This window comes from Nocardia sp. NPDC004718 (genome assembly GCF_053601535.1).
Window position 1 is genome coordinate 1 of sequence record NZ_JBSGCA010000091.1, and the last position, 15,003, is coordinate 15,003.

The following is a 15,003-nucleotide window of genomic DNA, read 5'->3' on the forward strand; positions in this document are numbered from 1 at the left end:
CCCCAAAACCCGCAGCGGCAAAATCATGCGCCGCCTCCTGCGCGACGTCGCCGAAGGACGCGAACTCGGCGACACCTCCACCCTCGTCGACCCGAAGGTGTTCGAATCGATCGCCCGCGGGTAACCACAAGGAACGGCGGACCCGGCCACAAACAGATGAGGGGGTCCGGGTCCGCCGCTCCGTCATACGGATCGAATCGGATCATGGATTGAACCGCCAGATCACTCTCTCCGTGAACAAGGCGAAGCGGAACCGGCGCAAGGCCGGCCGCGCCTTCGAGGGAGATGCGACCGATATGACATTCCACGAACAACTCCGCACCCGCCGCAGTGTGGTCGTCGCCGGTGCGGGCGTCGCCGCCGCGGCGGCGGTCACCGCCTGCACCGCCTATGGCAAGGGCGACGACGCTCCCGCGCCGCATGACGCCACCGCCGCGCAGGCAGACCGGCCCGTCGATGCGAACAGTCCCGCGAACGCGCTCGCCAAGACGGCCGACATCCCCGTCGGCGGCGGCGTGATCGTGGGCGACACCGTGGTGACCCAACCCAGCGCGGGCACCTTCGTCGGGCTCTCCTCGGTATGCACGCACGCCGGGTGCAAGGTCGCGACGGTGTCCGGCGGCACCATCAACTGTGCCTGCCACGGCAGCAAGTTCGCGCTGGACGGCTCGGTGGCCCACGGCCCGGCGAGCAAACCCCTCGCCCCGAAAGGCATCCGGGTCACCGGGGATTCGGTCGTCGCCGAATGAGCAGACCCGCCGGGATCAGGACCCGCCGAACCGCTCGGCCATCCGGCGGTCCATCTCGTCGGGCGGCACATCCTCCACGTGGGTGGCGACCGTCCATCGGTGTCCCCACGGATCCTCGAAGGCGCCACTGCGATCGCCGTAGAACTGGTCGGTCATCGGCGTGAGTTCCTTGGCGCCCGCGGACAACGCGGCGGCGAAAGCGGCGTCGGCGTCCTCGACGTACACATACAGGTTGACGGGGGTGCCGCCGACCGTCTTCGGGTCGAGGAAGTCCATATCGGGCGCCGAATCGCCGAGCATGACGACGGAATTGCCGAACATCAGCTCACAATGGGCGATTCTGCCGTCCGGACCGGGCATCCGCATACGCTCGGTCGCACCGAAAATGTTTTTGTAGAAATCGATCGCCGCCGCGGCGCCGTCGACCGCGAGTCCGGGCGACACCACCGGATATCCATCGGGTACGGGTTTGACATCAGACATGGGAAACCTCCGGTCGAGGCGTTGTGTCGGATCATGCCGAGCCTATTCCGGCGCCGGGCGCAATTCGGCCGGATCGCCGGAAATCACGGTCCGGCGACGCCCTGCAGCCTGCGTACCTGGGCCGCGGTCAGCGCGCTGAGCACGCCCGGGTCCACCGCCTCCGGCGCGGTCACCGCGACCTGCACCAACGTGCTTCCCACCTGAACGATCGCGACGGACGAGCGGAGGGTCAGGTCGTCACTGGTGGTGCGCACCTGGAAGGGCGCGGAGGCATCGCCCGCGGGCGGCTGGACGAGCCCGCCGACGCGGTAGTCCATCGGAATGTCGGAGCCGTCGGCCCCGGCATAGTGCGCGCAGCGACGCAGGATTTCCTGCACTTCCGAGAAAGCGGCCGCGACCGCGTCCGGTGGATAACTGGCCGCGTCTATATCGATGCTGGCGAAATTCGGCCCGGTGTACTGCGTGGACGCCCGCGCGAGCGCGCCGGAGCGTTGCGCACCGAGCGGTGCGAGCACTTTCACGCATTCGGCCGGATTCGTCGGCGAGGCGCCGGTAGCGCCTCCGCCGGTGTCGGCGGGCGGCGCGAGCGCGGTGAAACCGGCGGGCAGATCGCTGTCGGCGAGCAACAGCCCGCGCAGCCGAGCGGAATCGGTCTCGGGGGCGGTGGTCACCGGGGCCGCGGCCACGACCGGCCCGAGCGCGGGAAGCTCGGGCTGTCCTGGTGCGGCGTGGTCCCCGGAGCCGCATCCGGTGGCGACGACGAGGGGCGCGACCGCGGCCAGCAGTCCGCACGCACGGATCATTCGGTCCACGACACCTGCGTCTCGATCGCCTGCTGCAGCGTGCTGTCGCTGTGCGGATCGCGGTAGGCCTGGTGCCCGCCGACGGTGATCGACCCGGCCACCGGCAGCGGCAAGCCGAGATCCACCGTGATGGTGCCCGCGCCCTGCATGACGTAGTCGTCGATGTCCAGCGTGCCCGCGTTGTTCGGCAGGTTCCACACCGGCGACTTCGGCTTCTGGGTGACGTGCAGCTCGATGGTGAGCCGGTCACCGTCGCGTTTGCTCAGCGTCGCGGTGGTCACCTGGTCGAGCAGGACGCCGCCGCTGACCTCCTGGCGCACCGTCCAGACCGCGCCCTCGCCGACGGGCTGGTCGGGAAACGCGATCGAACGGTAGACGGCCTGGTAGAACGCCTGCTCCAGCGCGGCGCGCGCGGTGTTGGACGTGTCGGGCGCCGGCTCGAGCCGCAGTGCGGTGATCGCGCCCAGATCGCTGAGGTCGAAGCCCGCGTGCGAGCCGCCGATCTTGGTGAGCGCTTTGGCCAGCGTGGGATCGGGCGAGGTGACCGAGCCAAGGGTGAGATCGATGCCCTCCACGGTGGTCTCCGCGGTCATCGGAATGGTCAGCGCCGGGGTGGAGAAGTCGGGCTTGGGCTGCCCATCGATCTGCTGCTGGATGTGATGGGCCGTGTACAGCGTGACCCGCTGCACGGTGCCCGCCGGATACTCCGGCCGAAGCATCGCTCGGGGCTCGGCACCGGCCGATTCGACCGTGGTCACCGCGGCCGGAATCGGCACGGTCACTTCCTTGCCGATGCCGAGCGGCTCCGTTCCGTCGGCCTCACCGCTCGACTCGGCGCCGTCGCCGCAACCGGCCCCGAAGGCCGAGAGCCCGAGCGCGAGCACCATGAGCAGCACGCCCGAGCGCGCGCTCCGGGCTAGGCTCGCGCTTCGTGCCAGGCGGGGGGAAGACAACACCGTCACGAGCAACAGGGTACGACCGATTCCTGAGTGTCAGCTGGGACATTCGACCGCGAACCGATCGGCGTGGCACGCGAACGCCGCGAGCGCGGGCCGGGGCAATCGGACGCGCGCACCGGACTCGATTCCGCTCGAGAGATGATGGTCGGTGTGAGTGACGACCGGCCGCCCGAGGAAAACCCAGCGAACACCGCCGACCCGACGACCGAGCCGGCTCCGCCGCAGCGGCTGCGTACGCTACTCGTCCTCGCCGCCGTCGTGCTCGGCCTGGATCTGCTCACCAAGACCCTCGCGGTCGCGAAACTGACGCCGGGCGATCCGGTACCGATCATCGGCGACGTCGCGCGCCTGAGCCTGGTGCGCAATCCCGGCGCGGCGTTCTCCATGGCCACCGGCATGACCTGGCTGCTGACCCTGGTCGCCGCCGCCGTCGTCATCGGCGTGGTGCGCATCGGCCGCACCCTGCGCTCGCTGTGGTGGGCGATCGGGCTCGGCATGGTGCTCGGCGGCGCGGTCGGCAATCTGGGTGACCGGCTGTTCCGCGCGCCCGGCCCGCTGCAGGGGCACGTGGTGGATTTCGTCGCGATCGGCTGGTGGCCGGTGTTCAACGTCGCGGACTCGGCCATCGTGTGCGGCGCGATCCTGCTGGTCGTGCTCACCGTGTTCGGCTTCGAACCGAACGGCACCCGGGTGGGCCACGGCAAGACCGGCGCGAGCGAGGGCAGCGCGGCATGAGGGAGACCAGGACCATGCCCGTCCCCGACGGGCTCGACGGCATGCGCGTCGACGCGGGCCTGTCCCGTCTGCTCGGCCTGTCCCGCACCGCGGTGGCCACGCTGGCCGAGGAGGGCTCGGTGCAGCTCGACGGCGTCGCCGCGGGCAAATCCGACCGGCTCACCGCGGGAGCCTGGCTGGAGGTGGTCTTCCCGGAGCCGAAGCGGGAGCTGACCATCGAGGCCGAACCGGTGGAAGGCATGAAGATCCTCTACGCCGACGACGACATCGTCGCGGTCGACAAGCCGGTCGGCGTGGCCGCCCACACCGGCGTCGGCTGGAGCGGCCCGACCGTCGTCGGCGGACTCGCCGCCGCCGGATACCGCATCTCCACCTCGGGCGCCCACGAGCGGCAGGGCATCGTGCACCGCCTGGACGTCGGCACCTCCGGCGTGATGGTGGTCGCACAGTCCGAGCACGCGTACACGGTGCTCAAGCGCGCGTTCAAGCAGCGCACCGTCGACAAGCGGTATCACGCCTTGGTGCAGGGGCATCCGGACCCCAGTAGCGGCACCATCGACGCCCCGATCGGGCGGGCCCGCGGCAACGACTGGAAGTTCGCCGTCACCGCCGACGGTCGTCCCAGCGTCACGCACTACGACACGGTCGAGGCGTTCCATTCGGCCAGCCTCCTCGACATCCACCTGGAGACCGGCCGTACCCATCAGATCCGCGTGCATTTCTCCGCGATCCGCCACCCGTGCTGCGGTGATCTCACCTACGGCGCCGACCCGCGCCTGGCCGAGCGGCTCGGGCTGCAACGGCAGTGGCTGCACGCCCGGTCGCTGGGGTTCCAGCACCCCGCCGACGGCCGCTACCTGGAGATCACCAGCGAATATCCGGACGACCTGAAACACGCGCTTGACGTCCTGCGCGATGCCTGACCGCCGGGTGCCGCCGTGGCGCGGGATCTTGCTCGGCGCGGCGGCCGTCGCGCTGATCGCGCTGGTCTTCGCGCTCGGCGCGCTGCAACCGCCGTACCTCGCGCCGGTGTCCACCGACCGGCTCGGACCCGACCAGGGCGAGCAGGTCGCGGACTATCTCGCCCGGTCTCGTGACTCGCTGAACACGGGCGGCGACGAACCGCGCTGGGCGCTGGTGTCGTTCGCCGCACCCTTGGTGCCCGGCGAGATTCCGCAGTACAGCGGCGGATTGCGGATCGCGCAGGTGCTCTATCGGGTGCCCGCGCCCGGCGTGCAGACGCCGCTGGTGGCCGTGCCGGTACCGGAAGACGTTCAGGCGGCGGTGGATTCGGCGTCGTACGCGGCGTGGCTGCTTCCCCGCCCCATCGACGACCGCTCCGCGCGCGTGGTCGCGTTCTCGGCCGCACGACTGCGGAGCGGCTGCGGCTGCGTCGTCGGGCTCGTCGTGCGTGGCACCCCGGCGCGACTGCGAAACCTGGCCGGGCGCAACAATGTCCGCGCGGTCCAGGCACTGCCCGCCGACGCGGTGGCGGGAAGCTTCGCGGTGGCCCCGCTGCTGCCCGACTACCGCGACGTCGTCCTGCCCGGCCCCGACGACGGACCGGTTCCGGAGCCGTGAGCGGCCGGAGCTAGTCCGGCAGGGTGACGACGCCGTCGAGGTAGCGGCGGCACCGTCCGAACAACAGCACGCGGTCGCCGGTCAGTTCGCAGCGCAAGCTTCCGCCGCGGCGGGACAGCTGCCTGGCGTACAGTTCGGTGCGGCCGAGCCGCTCGCTCCACAGCGGAACCAACTGCGCGTGCGCGGACCCGGTCACCGGGTCCTCCGGGACGCCCACGGCCGGGGCGAAGACCCGGGAGACGAAGTCGACCGAATCGCCGGGCGCGGTGACGATCGCGGCGCGCGGCAGCGCGGGGAACGCCGCCAGCACGGGCGCGGCATCGCGCACCTCCTGTTCGGTCGCCACGACGATCACCTCGTCGGTGCCGGAATACGCGCTCACCGGACGCACCCCGAGCGCCGCGACGAGCGCCGGATCGGGCTGCACCGGAATGCTCGGCACGGCAGGCAGGTCGAGGACGAACTCGTCGTCATCGGTGCGGTCGACGTGCAGCCAGCCGCTGCGCGTGTAGAAGCTCACCCGGTCCTCACCCGGGTGCATGTCGGCCAGGATCTGCGCGGCGCTGGCGAGAGTGGCGTGCCCGCAGAGTGCGACCTCCACCCTCGGGGTGAACCAGCGGAGGTGGAAGGCGGGCCACTCGCCCGGCGGCACGCCCGCCTCTGGAGGTAACCGCGAGGTATAGAACGCGGTCTCGGCGAGGTTGTTCTCCTCGGCCAGCTGTTGCAGCAACGCATCCGGCAGCCACGACGGGAGCGGCATCACCGCGGCCGGGTTGCCCGAGAACGGTGCGTCGGCGAACGCGTCGATCTGGTGCAGCAGTACCTCCATAATCTCCAGAAGGTACTCCAAGTCTGAATGGCCGCTTCGCACAAGGCTTCTCGTGGCGCGGCGAGTCAGGCGTCCAGTCTGTCAGCCGGCTCCGCCGGGCGAGCTGGGCAGCAGTTGCCGCTTCTCGCCGCGCAGCGCCGCGCTCACCCACCAGGCCGCCTCGACGAGCACGATCCCGACCACGCCGCACACCACCGCCGCGCCGGTGAGCGCGAGATTGGAGGGGTCGAGTTTGAAGAACTCGCGGGTGAACGGAACAGTGAACAGGAACACGTACGCCGCCACCGACACCGCGATCAGCATCACCTTCCACCACACGTACGGCCGCGCGACGATGGCGAGCACCCACACCGCGATCATGATCAATGTGATGAGCGCCGTGGTGCCCGCCTGGACCTTCTGCTCCTCGGTGGCGTGCGGCCCGGCGTAGGCGATCAGGTACGAGACGAAGGTGGCCGCGCCGATCACCACACCCGACGGAATGGCCAATCGCATGACGCGCCCCACGAAACCCGTGCGGGCACGCTCGTTGTTGGGCGCGAGCGAAAGGATGAACGCCGGAATGCCGATGGTGAACCAGGCCGCGATGGTGACGTGGCGCGGCAGGAACGGGTAGCCGATGGGCTCGTAATCGAAGATCTGTGAGCCGATACCGGCCATGCCGACCAGGAAGGCGAGCAGCACGGAATACACGGTCTTGGTGAGGAACAGATTCGAGACCCGCTCGATGTTGCCGATCACCCGGCGTCCCTCGCCGACCACGAACGGCAGCGTGGCGAACTTGTTGTCCAGCAGCACGATCTGCGCCACCGCCCTGGTCGCCGGACTGCCCGAGCCCATCGCCACGCCGATGTCCGAATCCTTCAAGGCGAGCACGTCGTTCACACCGTCGCCGGTCATGGCCACCGTGTGCCCGCGCGACTGCAACGCCGACACCATGGCGCGCTTCTGATCCGGGCGTACCCGGCCGAAGGTGGTGTTGCCGTCCAGCACGGCGGCTAATTCCTCGCCGTCCTGCGGCAGCTCCCGCGCGTCGATCGGGTGGTCACCGCCCGGCAGATCGAGCGAGGAGGCCACCGCGCCGACCGACACCGCGTTGTCGCCGGAGATGACCTTGATCGAGACGCTCTGGCTCGCGAAGTAGTCGAGTGTGTCGCGCGCATCGGGCCGGACCTTCTGCTCCAGCACGACCAAGGCGGCGGGCCGCACGCCCCCTGGGGCGTCCGCAGCGTCCACCGGACGGTCGCCGCGCGCCAGCAACAGCACGCGCAGGCCGGATGCGCCGAGTTCCTCCGCGACCCGCGCGTCCGCGGATCCCGGGTCGAGCAGCACGTCCGGCGCGCCGAGGAGCCAGTCGCCGTGCTCGCCGTAGGAGCAACCGCTCCACTTCTTGGCGGAGGAGAACGGCGCGACGGCGGTGCGCTGCCAGCCGGGACCGTCCGGCAGAGCCTCGGCGATCGCCTGCACGCTCGCATTCGGGCGCGGGTCGTCGGCCGCGAGCGCGGCCAGCGCGGTGCGTACCTCGGTGTCGTCGAAGGTGTCCAGCGTCTTCAGGTCCGACAGCCGCATGCCGTTCTCGGTCAGCGTGCCGGTCTTGTCCGCGCAGACCACGTCGACGCGGGCCAGCCCCTCGATCGCGGGCAACTCCTGCACCAGGCACTGGCGCCTGCCCAGCCGCACCACGCCGACCGCGAACGCGATCGACGTCATCAGCACCAGCCCCTCGGGCACCATCGGCACCAGCGCGGCCACCATGCCGGTGAGCGCGGGCCGCCACGACTCCTTGCTGGAGACCAGCTGGTTGTAGATGCTCAGCAGTCCGGCGGGAATCAGCAGGTAGGTGATGAACTTCAGGATCTTGTCGATACCGCTGCGCAGTTCGGAGTGCACCAGCGTGAACTTGCTCGCCTCCTCGGCCAGCCGCGCCGCGTAGGCGTCCCGGCCGACCTTGGTGGCGCGGTAGGCGCCGGACCCGGACACCACATAACTACCCGACATCACCGTGGCGCCGACCGCCTTCTCGATCGAGTCCGCCTCGCCGGTGAGCAACGACTCGTCCACCTCGAGCTGCGCGGACTCCTCGACCGTGCCGTCCACCACGATCTGGTCGCCGGGACCGAGCTCGATCAGGTCGTCGAGCACCACCTCGCGCGGCGCGATCTCGACGGCCCTGCCGTCCCGGCGGACGGTCGGCTTGGCCTGGCTGACGATGGCCAGCTGGTCCAGGGTGCGCTTGGCGCGGATCTCCTGGATGATGCCGACCGCGCTGTTGGCGACGATCAGCAGGCCGAACATGCCGTCGATGATCGATCCGGTGGCCAGCACGAGCACGAACAGGACGCCGAGGATGGCGTTGATCCTGGTGAAGACGTTCGCGCGCACGATGTCGCGAACCGAACGGCTCGCGCGATCCGGGACGTCGTTGGTCAGTCCGTCGTGACGACGTTGCTCGACCTCGGTCGCGGTGAGCCCGGTCGCGCCCGATGCCTGCACGGTAATCGACATGACCGCAAGGCTACGGGACAACTACGTTCGTCATCGTGCGGCGAAGCAGGTCCATCCCCGGTGTAGCGTTCGGAGCGAGCGCGTACTTCTTGTGGGGACTTTTCCCCGCGTTCTTCGGGCTGCTGGCGTTCGCCAGTCCGGGTGAAGTGGTGGCGCAGCGGATCGTCTGGACGCTGGTGGTCGTGCTCGCGGTGCTCGCCGTCAGCGGCCGGATCCGCGAGCTGCGCGGCATCGACGGCCGCGTCTGGCGGCTGGCGGCCGTCGCCTCCGCCGCGATCGCGCTGAACTGGGGCGTGTACGTCTACGGGGTCACCTCGGGTCACGTCGTGGAGTGCGCGCTCGGGTATTTCATCAACCCGCTGGTCACCGTCGCGTTCGGTGTGGTGCTCTTTCGTGAGCGGCTGACCGGCGCCCAATGGGCCGCCCTCGGGCTCGGCGCGGGCGCGGTGGCCGTGCTCACGGTCGACTACGGCAGACCGCCGATCATCGCCTTGGCCCTGGCCTGCTCTTTCGCCACCTACGGCTTGGTGAAGAAGGTGATCCCGCTGGACGCGCTGCGCGGCATCGCCGCCGAGGGCGTCGTGGCCGCGCCCTTCGCGCTGGCGTTCGCGATCGCGCTCGCGGTCACCGGGCACAGCGAATTCGCCTCCGGCCCCGCGCATACCGCCCTGATGGTGGCCACCGGACCGGTCACCCTGGTTCCGCTACTGCTGTTCGCCGTCGCGGCCCAGCGCGTCGCGTTGTCCACCATGGGCCTGCTGCAATACCTCACCCCCGCCCTCCAGATGGCCTGGGGCGTCGCGGTCGCGCACGAGCCGATGCCCGCCTCCCGTTGGGCCGGTTTCGCCCTCATCTGGGCGGCGCTGGTGATATTCACCACCGACGCCCTGCTACGAACCCGTCGCGCGCGGCGCACATCGCGCCCTGTCACCAGCGAATCCGGCTCCCCCGCGAGCGAAACACGGTCCACACCCTGAGCTTCCCGCTTTCCGACGACTCGAGTTCGTCGGAATTGGTCGCGAAGGTGTCGGATCCGACACTTCTGCGGGCTTCGCCTTCTCCGTAGCGTCGATGTATGACCGCGCCCAGACCCCTTCGCGCCCGCACCGACCCGGGGCGGCCACCGGCTGAGAAGACACCCGACCTGCTCGGTATGACCGGACGGGAGATCTTGCAGGGAACGCTCGACGGACGATTCCCGGGTGCGCCGATTCTGAGCACGCTCGGTTTCCGGCTGGCCCAGGTCGGCGATGGCACCGTGGTTTTCGAGGGTGAGCCGGGAGACCAACTGCTCGACCCGGCGGGCGGGGTGTACGGCGGCTTCGTGGCGACGGTGCTCGAAGCGGCCCTCGGCTCGGCGGTGCTGACGCGACTGGCGGGCGGCACGCGCTCCACCTCGGTCAAGATCGGTATCGACATCCACCGTGCCGTGCGCAGCGAGACGCGCACGCTGCGCTGCGAGGGCACCGCGATCCACGTCGGCACCACGACGGCCAGCGCGGAGGCCCGCCTGAGCGGCGCCGAAGACGGCGAGCTATACGCGCACGCCACCTCGATGTACGCGATTCTGCGCATGCTCTGACCTGCGCTACTACCAAATACGGCAGAGCATTTCGCACGACGACGGGCCGGCGCCGCGAAGCGCGACGACCGGCCCGTCGAGTGAACTCAGCTGCAGGCCGCCGACTGCTGACCGAGGTTGGTCAGCATGGTGCAGGCCCAGGTCTTCTGGATCTTCCACTTGCCGTTGTCGGCGACGAACGGCACGTCGACGATGTTCTCCTGGCCGTTGAGGATGAACTTGGCCTTCGCGTTCACGCTGTCGCCGAAGGAGGTGACGTCGGTGACGACGATCTTCACGTCGGCACCGGCCGCGGCCTGCGACAGGCGGTCCGGCAGCGTCGGATCGGCCTCGGCGCCCTGGACGTTGTCCAGCTTCTCGGAGGCGGGCACCGACGGGTCGAGCGCACGGGCCAGGGCGGTGTTCAGCTCCGCGGGGGTCGGGACCGGCGGCAGGTTCGCGCTCGCGGTCGCCGACGCCTTGGCGCTGGTCGACGTCTTGGCGGCGGGCTTGCTGTCCTTGTCGTCGCCACCACAGGCGGTCAGGCCAAGCGCGGCGACGATGGCCAGTCCGGCGATCGCGATGCGTCCAGTCTTACGAAGCTTCAACTGCTCGTCCTTTGCGTTCGAGAGGTCCGTGTCGTGTTCCACCATGGCAGCCGCCCCCGAACCGGCGGCGCTGCACGAGGTCCCAGGCTACCGGCCCCGGGTGGCGTCACCCGGATCCACACCGGACCGGCGATGGTCGTCGGCAGCGAACGTACGCGTCCGGCCCGGCGATGTCGAGCCGCGGGCCCCGGCCGTCACAGCAGACTGTCCAGCGGATCGGCACGGGTAAGGGCGGCATCGTCGGCGGCGAAGGTGCGCGCGGGACCCGGACCGGTGGAACGGGTTTCGAAGCGGACGGTCACCACGCCGAGCCCGGCGCCCTGCACCCAGCCGTGACCGTGCTCGGGATGCGACACATCCATGCCGGGATGCCAGAGGGCGACCGGCAGGACCGGCGCGGTGCCCGCGGCATCGCCGAGGTCGGCGGCGGCCGGCTCGGGATCCGTTGGCACCGAGGCGATCTCGGCGACCGGAGCGCGATCCAGTTCGGGGAACAGGGATTCCTGACGGACGGTCGACAGACCGCCGTAGCCGACGCCGACGAGGCGGATCGGGCCCAGCTCCCGCGGGTCGAGCGCCGACCGCTGCGCGGCGGCGGCGAGAGTGGCCAGGTCCTCGGTGGCGTAGGGCAGGGTGTAGGAGCGGGTGACGATGCTCATATCGGACTTCTTCAATTTGAGCACCACCGTGCGCGCGGCGCGCCCGTCACCGGTCAGGCGCCGGTGCGCCGCGGCGGCCATGTCCTCGATGGCCGGACGCAGTTGCTCGAGGCTGACGATGTCGGTTTCGTAGGTTGTCTCGGCGCTGATCTGCTTCGCCTCGGTGCGTTCGGCGACCGGACGGTCATCGATGCCGCGCGCCAGCCGGTGCAGCGCGGCGCCGACGCTGCCGCCGAGAATCGACATCGCCTCCGATTCCGGCAGCGCGGCGAAGGCGCCCACGGTCTCGATGCCCAGCGAGCGCAACCGGCTCTCCGCGACCGGGCCGATGCCCCACAACTTGCGCACCGGCAGACCCGCCAGCAGCCGCGGCTGCTCGACCGGCGAGATCACCCGGATCCCATCGGGTTTGGCCAAGCCGGAGGCGATCTTGGCCAGCTGTTTTCCGGTGCCCGCGCCCACCGAGGCGGTCAACCCGGTCCGTTCCCGCACCACCGCGCGCAAGTCCGCGCAGAACGCGTGCACCTGGGCGACCGTGGCGCCGGCCAGCTCGGCCGGTTCGCCGAACGCCTCGTCGAACGACAGCGTCTCCAGCACCGGGATCCGGCTGCGCAACGCGTCGAAGACCTGCCCGCTCACCACGCCGTAGACGGCGCCGCGCGGCGGCACCACCACCGCCGTGACGCCGACCAACCGGCGCGCCTGATGCATCGGCATCGCCGACCGGGCCCCGAACACGCGCGCCTCGTAACTGGCTCCGGCGACGACGCCGCGCCCGCCGGTCCCGCCGACCAGCACCGGCCTGCCCCGCAGCGTCGGCCGGGTCAGCTGCTCGACCGAGGCGAAGAACGCGTCCATGTCGATGTGCAGAACCCAGCGACGAGCGGCGCTGTCCGCGTCGGTGAGCACCGGCGCCCGCCGACCCGCCGAGCTTTCGGCGCGAGTGGTCCCGACCCCGGTCGAGGGCGCGACCGAGCGCTCGACGCTCGGCTTCTCGGTACGCACGGCTGCAATGTACGCCCGTCCACCGACAGTTCGGAGCGGGCGGTGACGCTGTCAGGTGGCTGTGCGCTAGCTGCTGGTTACCTGCCGGTATCGGGGCCGCCTCCGTCTGGCCCCCGGCGATCGCCTGCCCTCGCCGCGACGGCTTTGATCTGCGCTTTTCCGTGCCGGAACAAGTACCGGGCGGTCTCGAAATAACCGCCGACGTGCCGCGGGGACGGGGCCTGACCCACGGTCCGATATGTGATGATCGGACCCATGAATATCCGCAAGGCCGTCATCCCGGCCGCCGGTATCGGCTCCCGGCTGCTTCCGCTGACCAAGGCCATCCCCAAGGAGATGCTGCCGGTCGGCGACAAGCCGGTGATCGAGCACACGGTCCGCGAGCTGGTCGCTTCGGGCATCACCGACATCACCATCGTGGTCAGCAGCGGAAAATCACTGATCCAGGACCATTTCCGACCCAATCCCGCGCTGGTCGCCCAGCTGCGCGCGGACGGCAAGACCGCCTTCGCCGACGCCGTCGAGGAGGTCGGCGAGCTGTCCCGGCTCGGCCACATCACCTACCTCGACCAGCACGGGCCGTACGGCAACGGCACCCCGGTGCTCAACGCCGCCCGCAACCTCGGCGACGAGCCCATGCTGGTGCTGTGGCCGGACGACGTGTTCGTCGCCGAGGTGCCCCGAGCTCAGCAGCTCATCGACGCCTACGAGGCCACCGGAGCCCCCGTCCTCGCGCTGATGCCGATGGATCCCGCCGAGTCGCAGCGCTACGGCGTGCCGGTGGTCGCCGACGACCACGGCAACGGCCTGCTGCGCATCACCGGCCTGCGCGAGAAGCCGAAGCCGAAGGACGCGCCGTCGTCCTTCGCCGCGATCGGCGGCTACGTCGTCACCCCCGGCATCATCGAAGAACTGCGCAGGCAGACCGAAGCGTGGTACGAACACCGCACCGGCGAGGTGTACCTCACCGACGCGATCAACGTGCACGCGGCGAACAGTCCGGTCTTCGGCCAGGTGATCCGCGGACGGTGGTACGACACCGGTAACCCGGCCGACTACCTGGTGGCGCAATTCGCCTCGGCGCTGGCCCATCAGCAGTACGGACCGCTGCTGCGCACCCTCGCCGACGGTCTCGGCGACTAGCGCACTTCCGGGCCATATCGCGGCTCCCGCACACCGGACGGTGACCGCAGTGGCTCCCGGCGTCGGCACACCGGCCCGGTTCCACGCGGCTGGCACCGCTCCGACCGGTGGGCCGGGCGCCCATGACGTTCGGCCGAGTCGCCACGGCCCCGACCCGAATTCTCGGGTCGGGGCCGTTTCAGCGCCGGAGTAACCGCGCTCGGTGCGCTCAGAAGCGACGGATGGCGTAGATGTCGAATTCGTCCAGCGGCGTGAAGCCGACCGGCACGCCCTGACCGTACGCGTTGAGCACCCGGCCGTTTCCGGCGTAGATACCGACGTGCGAGCCATCGCTGTTCAGCACGATCACGTCGCCGAGCGACAGCGAGCCCCGCGGGACGGGCGCGCCCACCTTCGCCTGCTGCCAAGTGGTCCGTGGAAGGCTCACGCCGACCTGACGGTACGCCCACTGCACGAGGCCCGAGCAGTCCCAACTGTCGGGGCCGGTCCCACCCCATTCGTAAGGCTTGCCGATCTGCGTCGTCGCCGCTGCCAGCGCGCCGACGCCGAACACACTGGGTATCGGCAGGTCGGCCGAGCCGCTGGCGCTGCCGGACGAGGAACTGCCGCTGCCCGCCGAGCCGAACGACGCGCTGCCCGGCCCGCTGCCGGAGGCGCTGCCGGTGTCGGCCCAGGTGGGTCCGGCGAACAGGAGGATCGCGATGATCGAGAGCAGGAATCCGAGTGCGATGCGGTGCAACGATTTTCTCGGCACGTGCTCGCCCCTTCCATGGGCGCGGTTGACTGGCCGCCGATCGGCAGCCTGGCTAATACATGGCATCGGCAACGGCCTCCGATACGGAGCCGCGGCCACCCGCGCCGGTCACATTCCCAGCACGGCCAAATTCCAAGTGGGACACGCCGAAAAGAGAAACTGCCGCCCCGGAGATCACCTGGGTAACAGCAGCGACACCGCAGATTGTGCCTGGGATATCGGTGAATTGTCGGGAATCAGCAAATTCTCAGCATGTGATCTAAATCACTGAATTGCGGCGTAAAGGCGAGGTTTGAGATCGAAGAACCCCGCATCGGGTTGCCGGTGAGTCGCGCGCGGTACGCGGCCGCCGGGTAAGCGACCCGGGGCGTCGGCGACCGAAGAGACCGCGCCCAGACCTGTCCGGCCCCGGCAAGAACATCGAGCGGATCGACTTCGGCAGGCTCGGATCGCTGCCGTCGATCGGCTCGGCACAAACGGCACGAAAGGCCGCCCGGAACAGCAGCCGGGGGGGGGGCGGTTGGGGGCCCCCCCCCGCCCCCCCCCCCCCCCCAGGCGGGGGGGGGGGGGGCCCCCCCCCCCCCCCCCCAAACGCGGCCGGCCCGGCCGCCGCGCGCCACGGGCGCCGG

The 15,003-nt window shown here is 70.2% G+C and carries 15 protein-coding genes; 7 read left to right on the plus strand and 8 right to left on the minus strand.

The genetic code is table 11. The features are described from left to right. Positions 1–296 precede the first annotated feature (296 nt). Positions 297–749: a QcrA and Rieske domain-containing protein gene (locus ACWEH3_RS34470; RefSeq protein WP_450023792.1), complete on the plus strand. Its 453-nt coding sequence runs from the start codon at positions 297–299 to the stop codon at positions 747–749. A 15-nt stretch (positions 750–764) separates the two neighbouring features. Here the strand turns inward: ACWEH3_RS34470 and ACWEH3_RS34475 are convergent, their stop codons facing one another. The 3 genes from ACWEH3_RS34475 to ACWEH3_RS34485 form a co-directional block, all read right to left on the minus strand. Continuing rightward, on the minus strand, positions 765–1,232 hold the full coding sequence (locus ACWEH3_RS34475) for a VOC family protein (protein WP_450023790.1): 468 nt from the start codon (positions 1,230–1,232) through the stop codon (positions 765–767). Between the two features lie 83 nt (positions 1,233–1,315). Continuing rightward, complete coding sequence (locus ACWEH3_RS34480) at positions 1,316–2,035, minus strand: hypothetical protein (protein WP_450023804.1); 720 nt, start codon at positions 2,033–2,035, stop codon at positions 1,316–1,318. Further along, positions 2,032–2,922: a hypothetical protein gene (locus ACWEH3_RS34485; protein WP_450023802.1), complete on the minus strand. Its 891-nt coding sequence runs from the start codon at positions 2,920–2,922 to the stop codon at positions 2,032–2,034. Before ACWEH3_RS34485 ends, ACWEH3_RS34480 begins: the two co-directional genes overlap by 4 nt. Before the next feature lie 210 nt (positions 2,923–3,132). Here ACWEH3_RS34485 and lspA point away from each other — a divergent pair, with 210 nt between their 5' ends. Genes lspA through ACWEH3_RS34500 form a run of 3 tightly spaced genes read left to right on the plus strand, consistent with a single transcriptional unit; the run spans position 3,133 to position 5,310 of the window. Continuing rightward, a complete protein-coding gene (gene lspA / locus ACWEH3_RS34490) occupies positions 3,133–3,729 on the plus strand; it encodes a signal peptidase II (RefSeq protein WP_450023800.1) in 597 nt (198 codons plus the stop codon). After that, the gene (locus ACWEH3_RS34495) at positions 3,726–4,652 is read left to right on the plus strand and encodes an RluA family pseudouridine synthase (RefSeq protein WP_450023788.1); all 927 of its coding nucleotides are present in this window, start codon (positions 3,726–3,728) and stop codon (positions 4,650–4,652) included. The genes lspA and ACWEH3_RS34495 overlap by 4 nt, the downstream gene beginning before the upstream one ends. Next, positions 4,645–5,310, plus strand: a complete 666-nt coding sequence (locus ACWEH3_RS34500; RefSeq protein WP_450023786.1) for a hypothetical protein — start codon at positions 4,645–4,647, stop codon at positions 5,308–5,310. Before ACWEH3_RS34495 ends, ACWEH3_RS34500 begins: the two co-directional genes overlap by 8 nt. A gap of 10 nt (positions 5,311–5,320) precedes the next feature. On the opposite strand, the gene ACWEH3_RS34505 is transcribed toward ACWEH3_RS34500, so the two are convergent. Together ACWEH3_RS34505 and ACWEH3_RS34510 are read right to left on the minus strand one after the other, a co-directional pair. Next, positions 5,321–6,139: a PhzF family phenazine biosynthesis protein gene (locus tag ACWEH3_RS34505; RefSeq protein ID WP_450023784.1), complete on the minus strand. Its 819-nt coding sequence runs from the start codon at positions 6,137–6,139 to the stop codon at positions 5,321–5,323. Positions 6,140–6,220: 81 nt separating this feature from the next. Beyond that, positions 6,221–8,644, minus strand: a complete 2,424-nt coding sequence (locus ACWEH3_RS34510) for an HAD-IC family P-type ATPase (protein WP_450023782.1) — start codon at positions 8,642–8,644, stop codon at positions 6,221–6,223. 32 nt (positions 8,645–8,676) lie between these two features. On the opposite strand from ACWEH3_RS34510, the gene rarD reads away from it, so the two are divergent. Then, on the plus strand, positions 8,677–9,621 hold the full coding sequence (rarD, locus tag ACWEH3_RS34515) for an EamA family transporter RarD (protein ID WP_450023798.1): 945 nt from the start codon (positions 8,677–8,679) through the stop codon (positions 9,619–9,621). A 98-nt stretch (positions 9,622–9,719) separates the two neighbouring features. After that, positions 9,720–10,226 (plus strand): PaaI family thioesterase, encoded by a 507-nt coding sequence (locus ACWEH3_RS34520; protein WP_450023780.1) that lies wholly within the window; start codon positions 9,720–9,722, stop codon positions 10,224–10,226. 86 nt (positions 10,227–10,312) lie between these two features. Here the strand turns inward: ACWEH3_RS34520 and ACWEH3_RS34525 are convergent, their stop codons facing one another. Both ACWEH3_RS34525 and ACWEH3_RS34530 read right to left on the minus strand, forming a co-directional pair. Next, positions 10,313–10,813, minus strand: coding sequence for a hypothetical protein (locus ACWEH3_RS34525; RefSeq protein WP_355079667.1), 501 nt, complete (start codon positions 10,811–10,813; stop codon positions 10,313–10,315). Between the two features lie 194 nt (positions 10,814–11,007). Further along, positions 11,008–12,381 carry a DNA polymerase IV gene (locus tag ACWEH3_RS34530; RefSeq protein WP_450023796.1) on the minus strand — a complete coding sequence of 458 codons (1,374 nt, stop codon included), beginning with the start codon at positions 12,379–12,381 and terminating at the stop codon, positions 11,008–11,010. Between the two features lie 351 nt (positions 12,382–12,732). On the opposite strand from ACWEH3_RS34530, the gene ACWEH3_RS34535 reads away from it, so the two are divergent. After that, the gene (locus ACWEH3_RS34535; RefSeq protein ID WP_450023777.1) at positions 12,733–13,620 is read left to right on the plus strand and encodes a UTP--glucose-1-phosphate uridylyltransferase; all 888 of its coding nucleotides are present in this window, start codon (positions 12,733–12,735) and stop codon (positions 13,618–13,620) included. A gap of 208 nt (positions 13,621–13,828) precedes the next feature. Here the strand turns inward: ACWEH3_RS34535 and ACWEH3_RS34540 are convergent, their stop codons facing one another. After that, entirely contained in the window at positions 13,829–14,374 is a 546-nt protein-coding gene (locus ACWEH3_RS34540; protein WP_450023775.1) for an NlpC/P60 family protein, read from the minus strand. Positions 14,375–15,003: the final 629 nt, after the last annotated feature.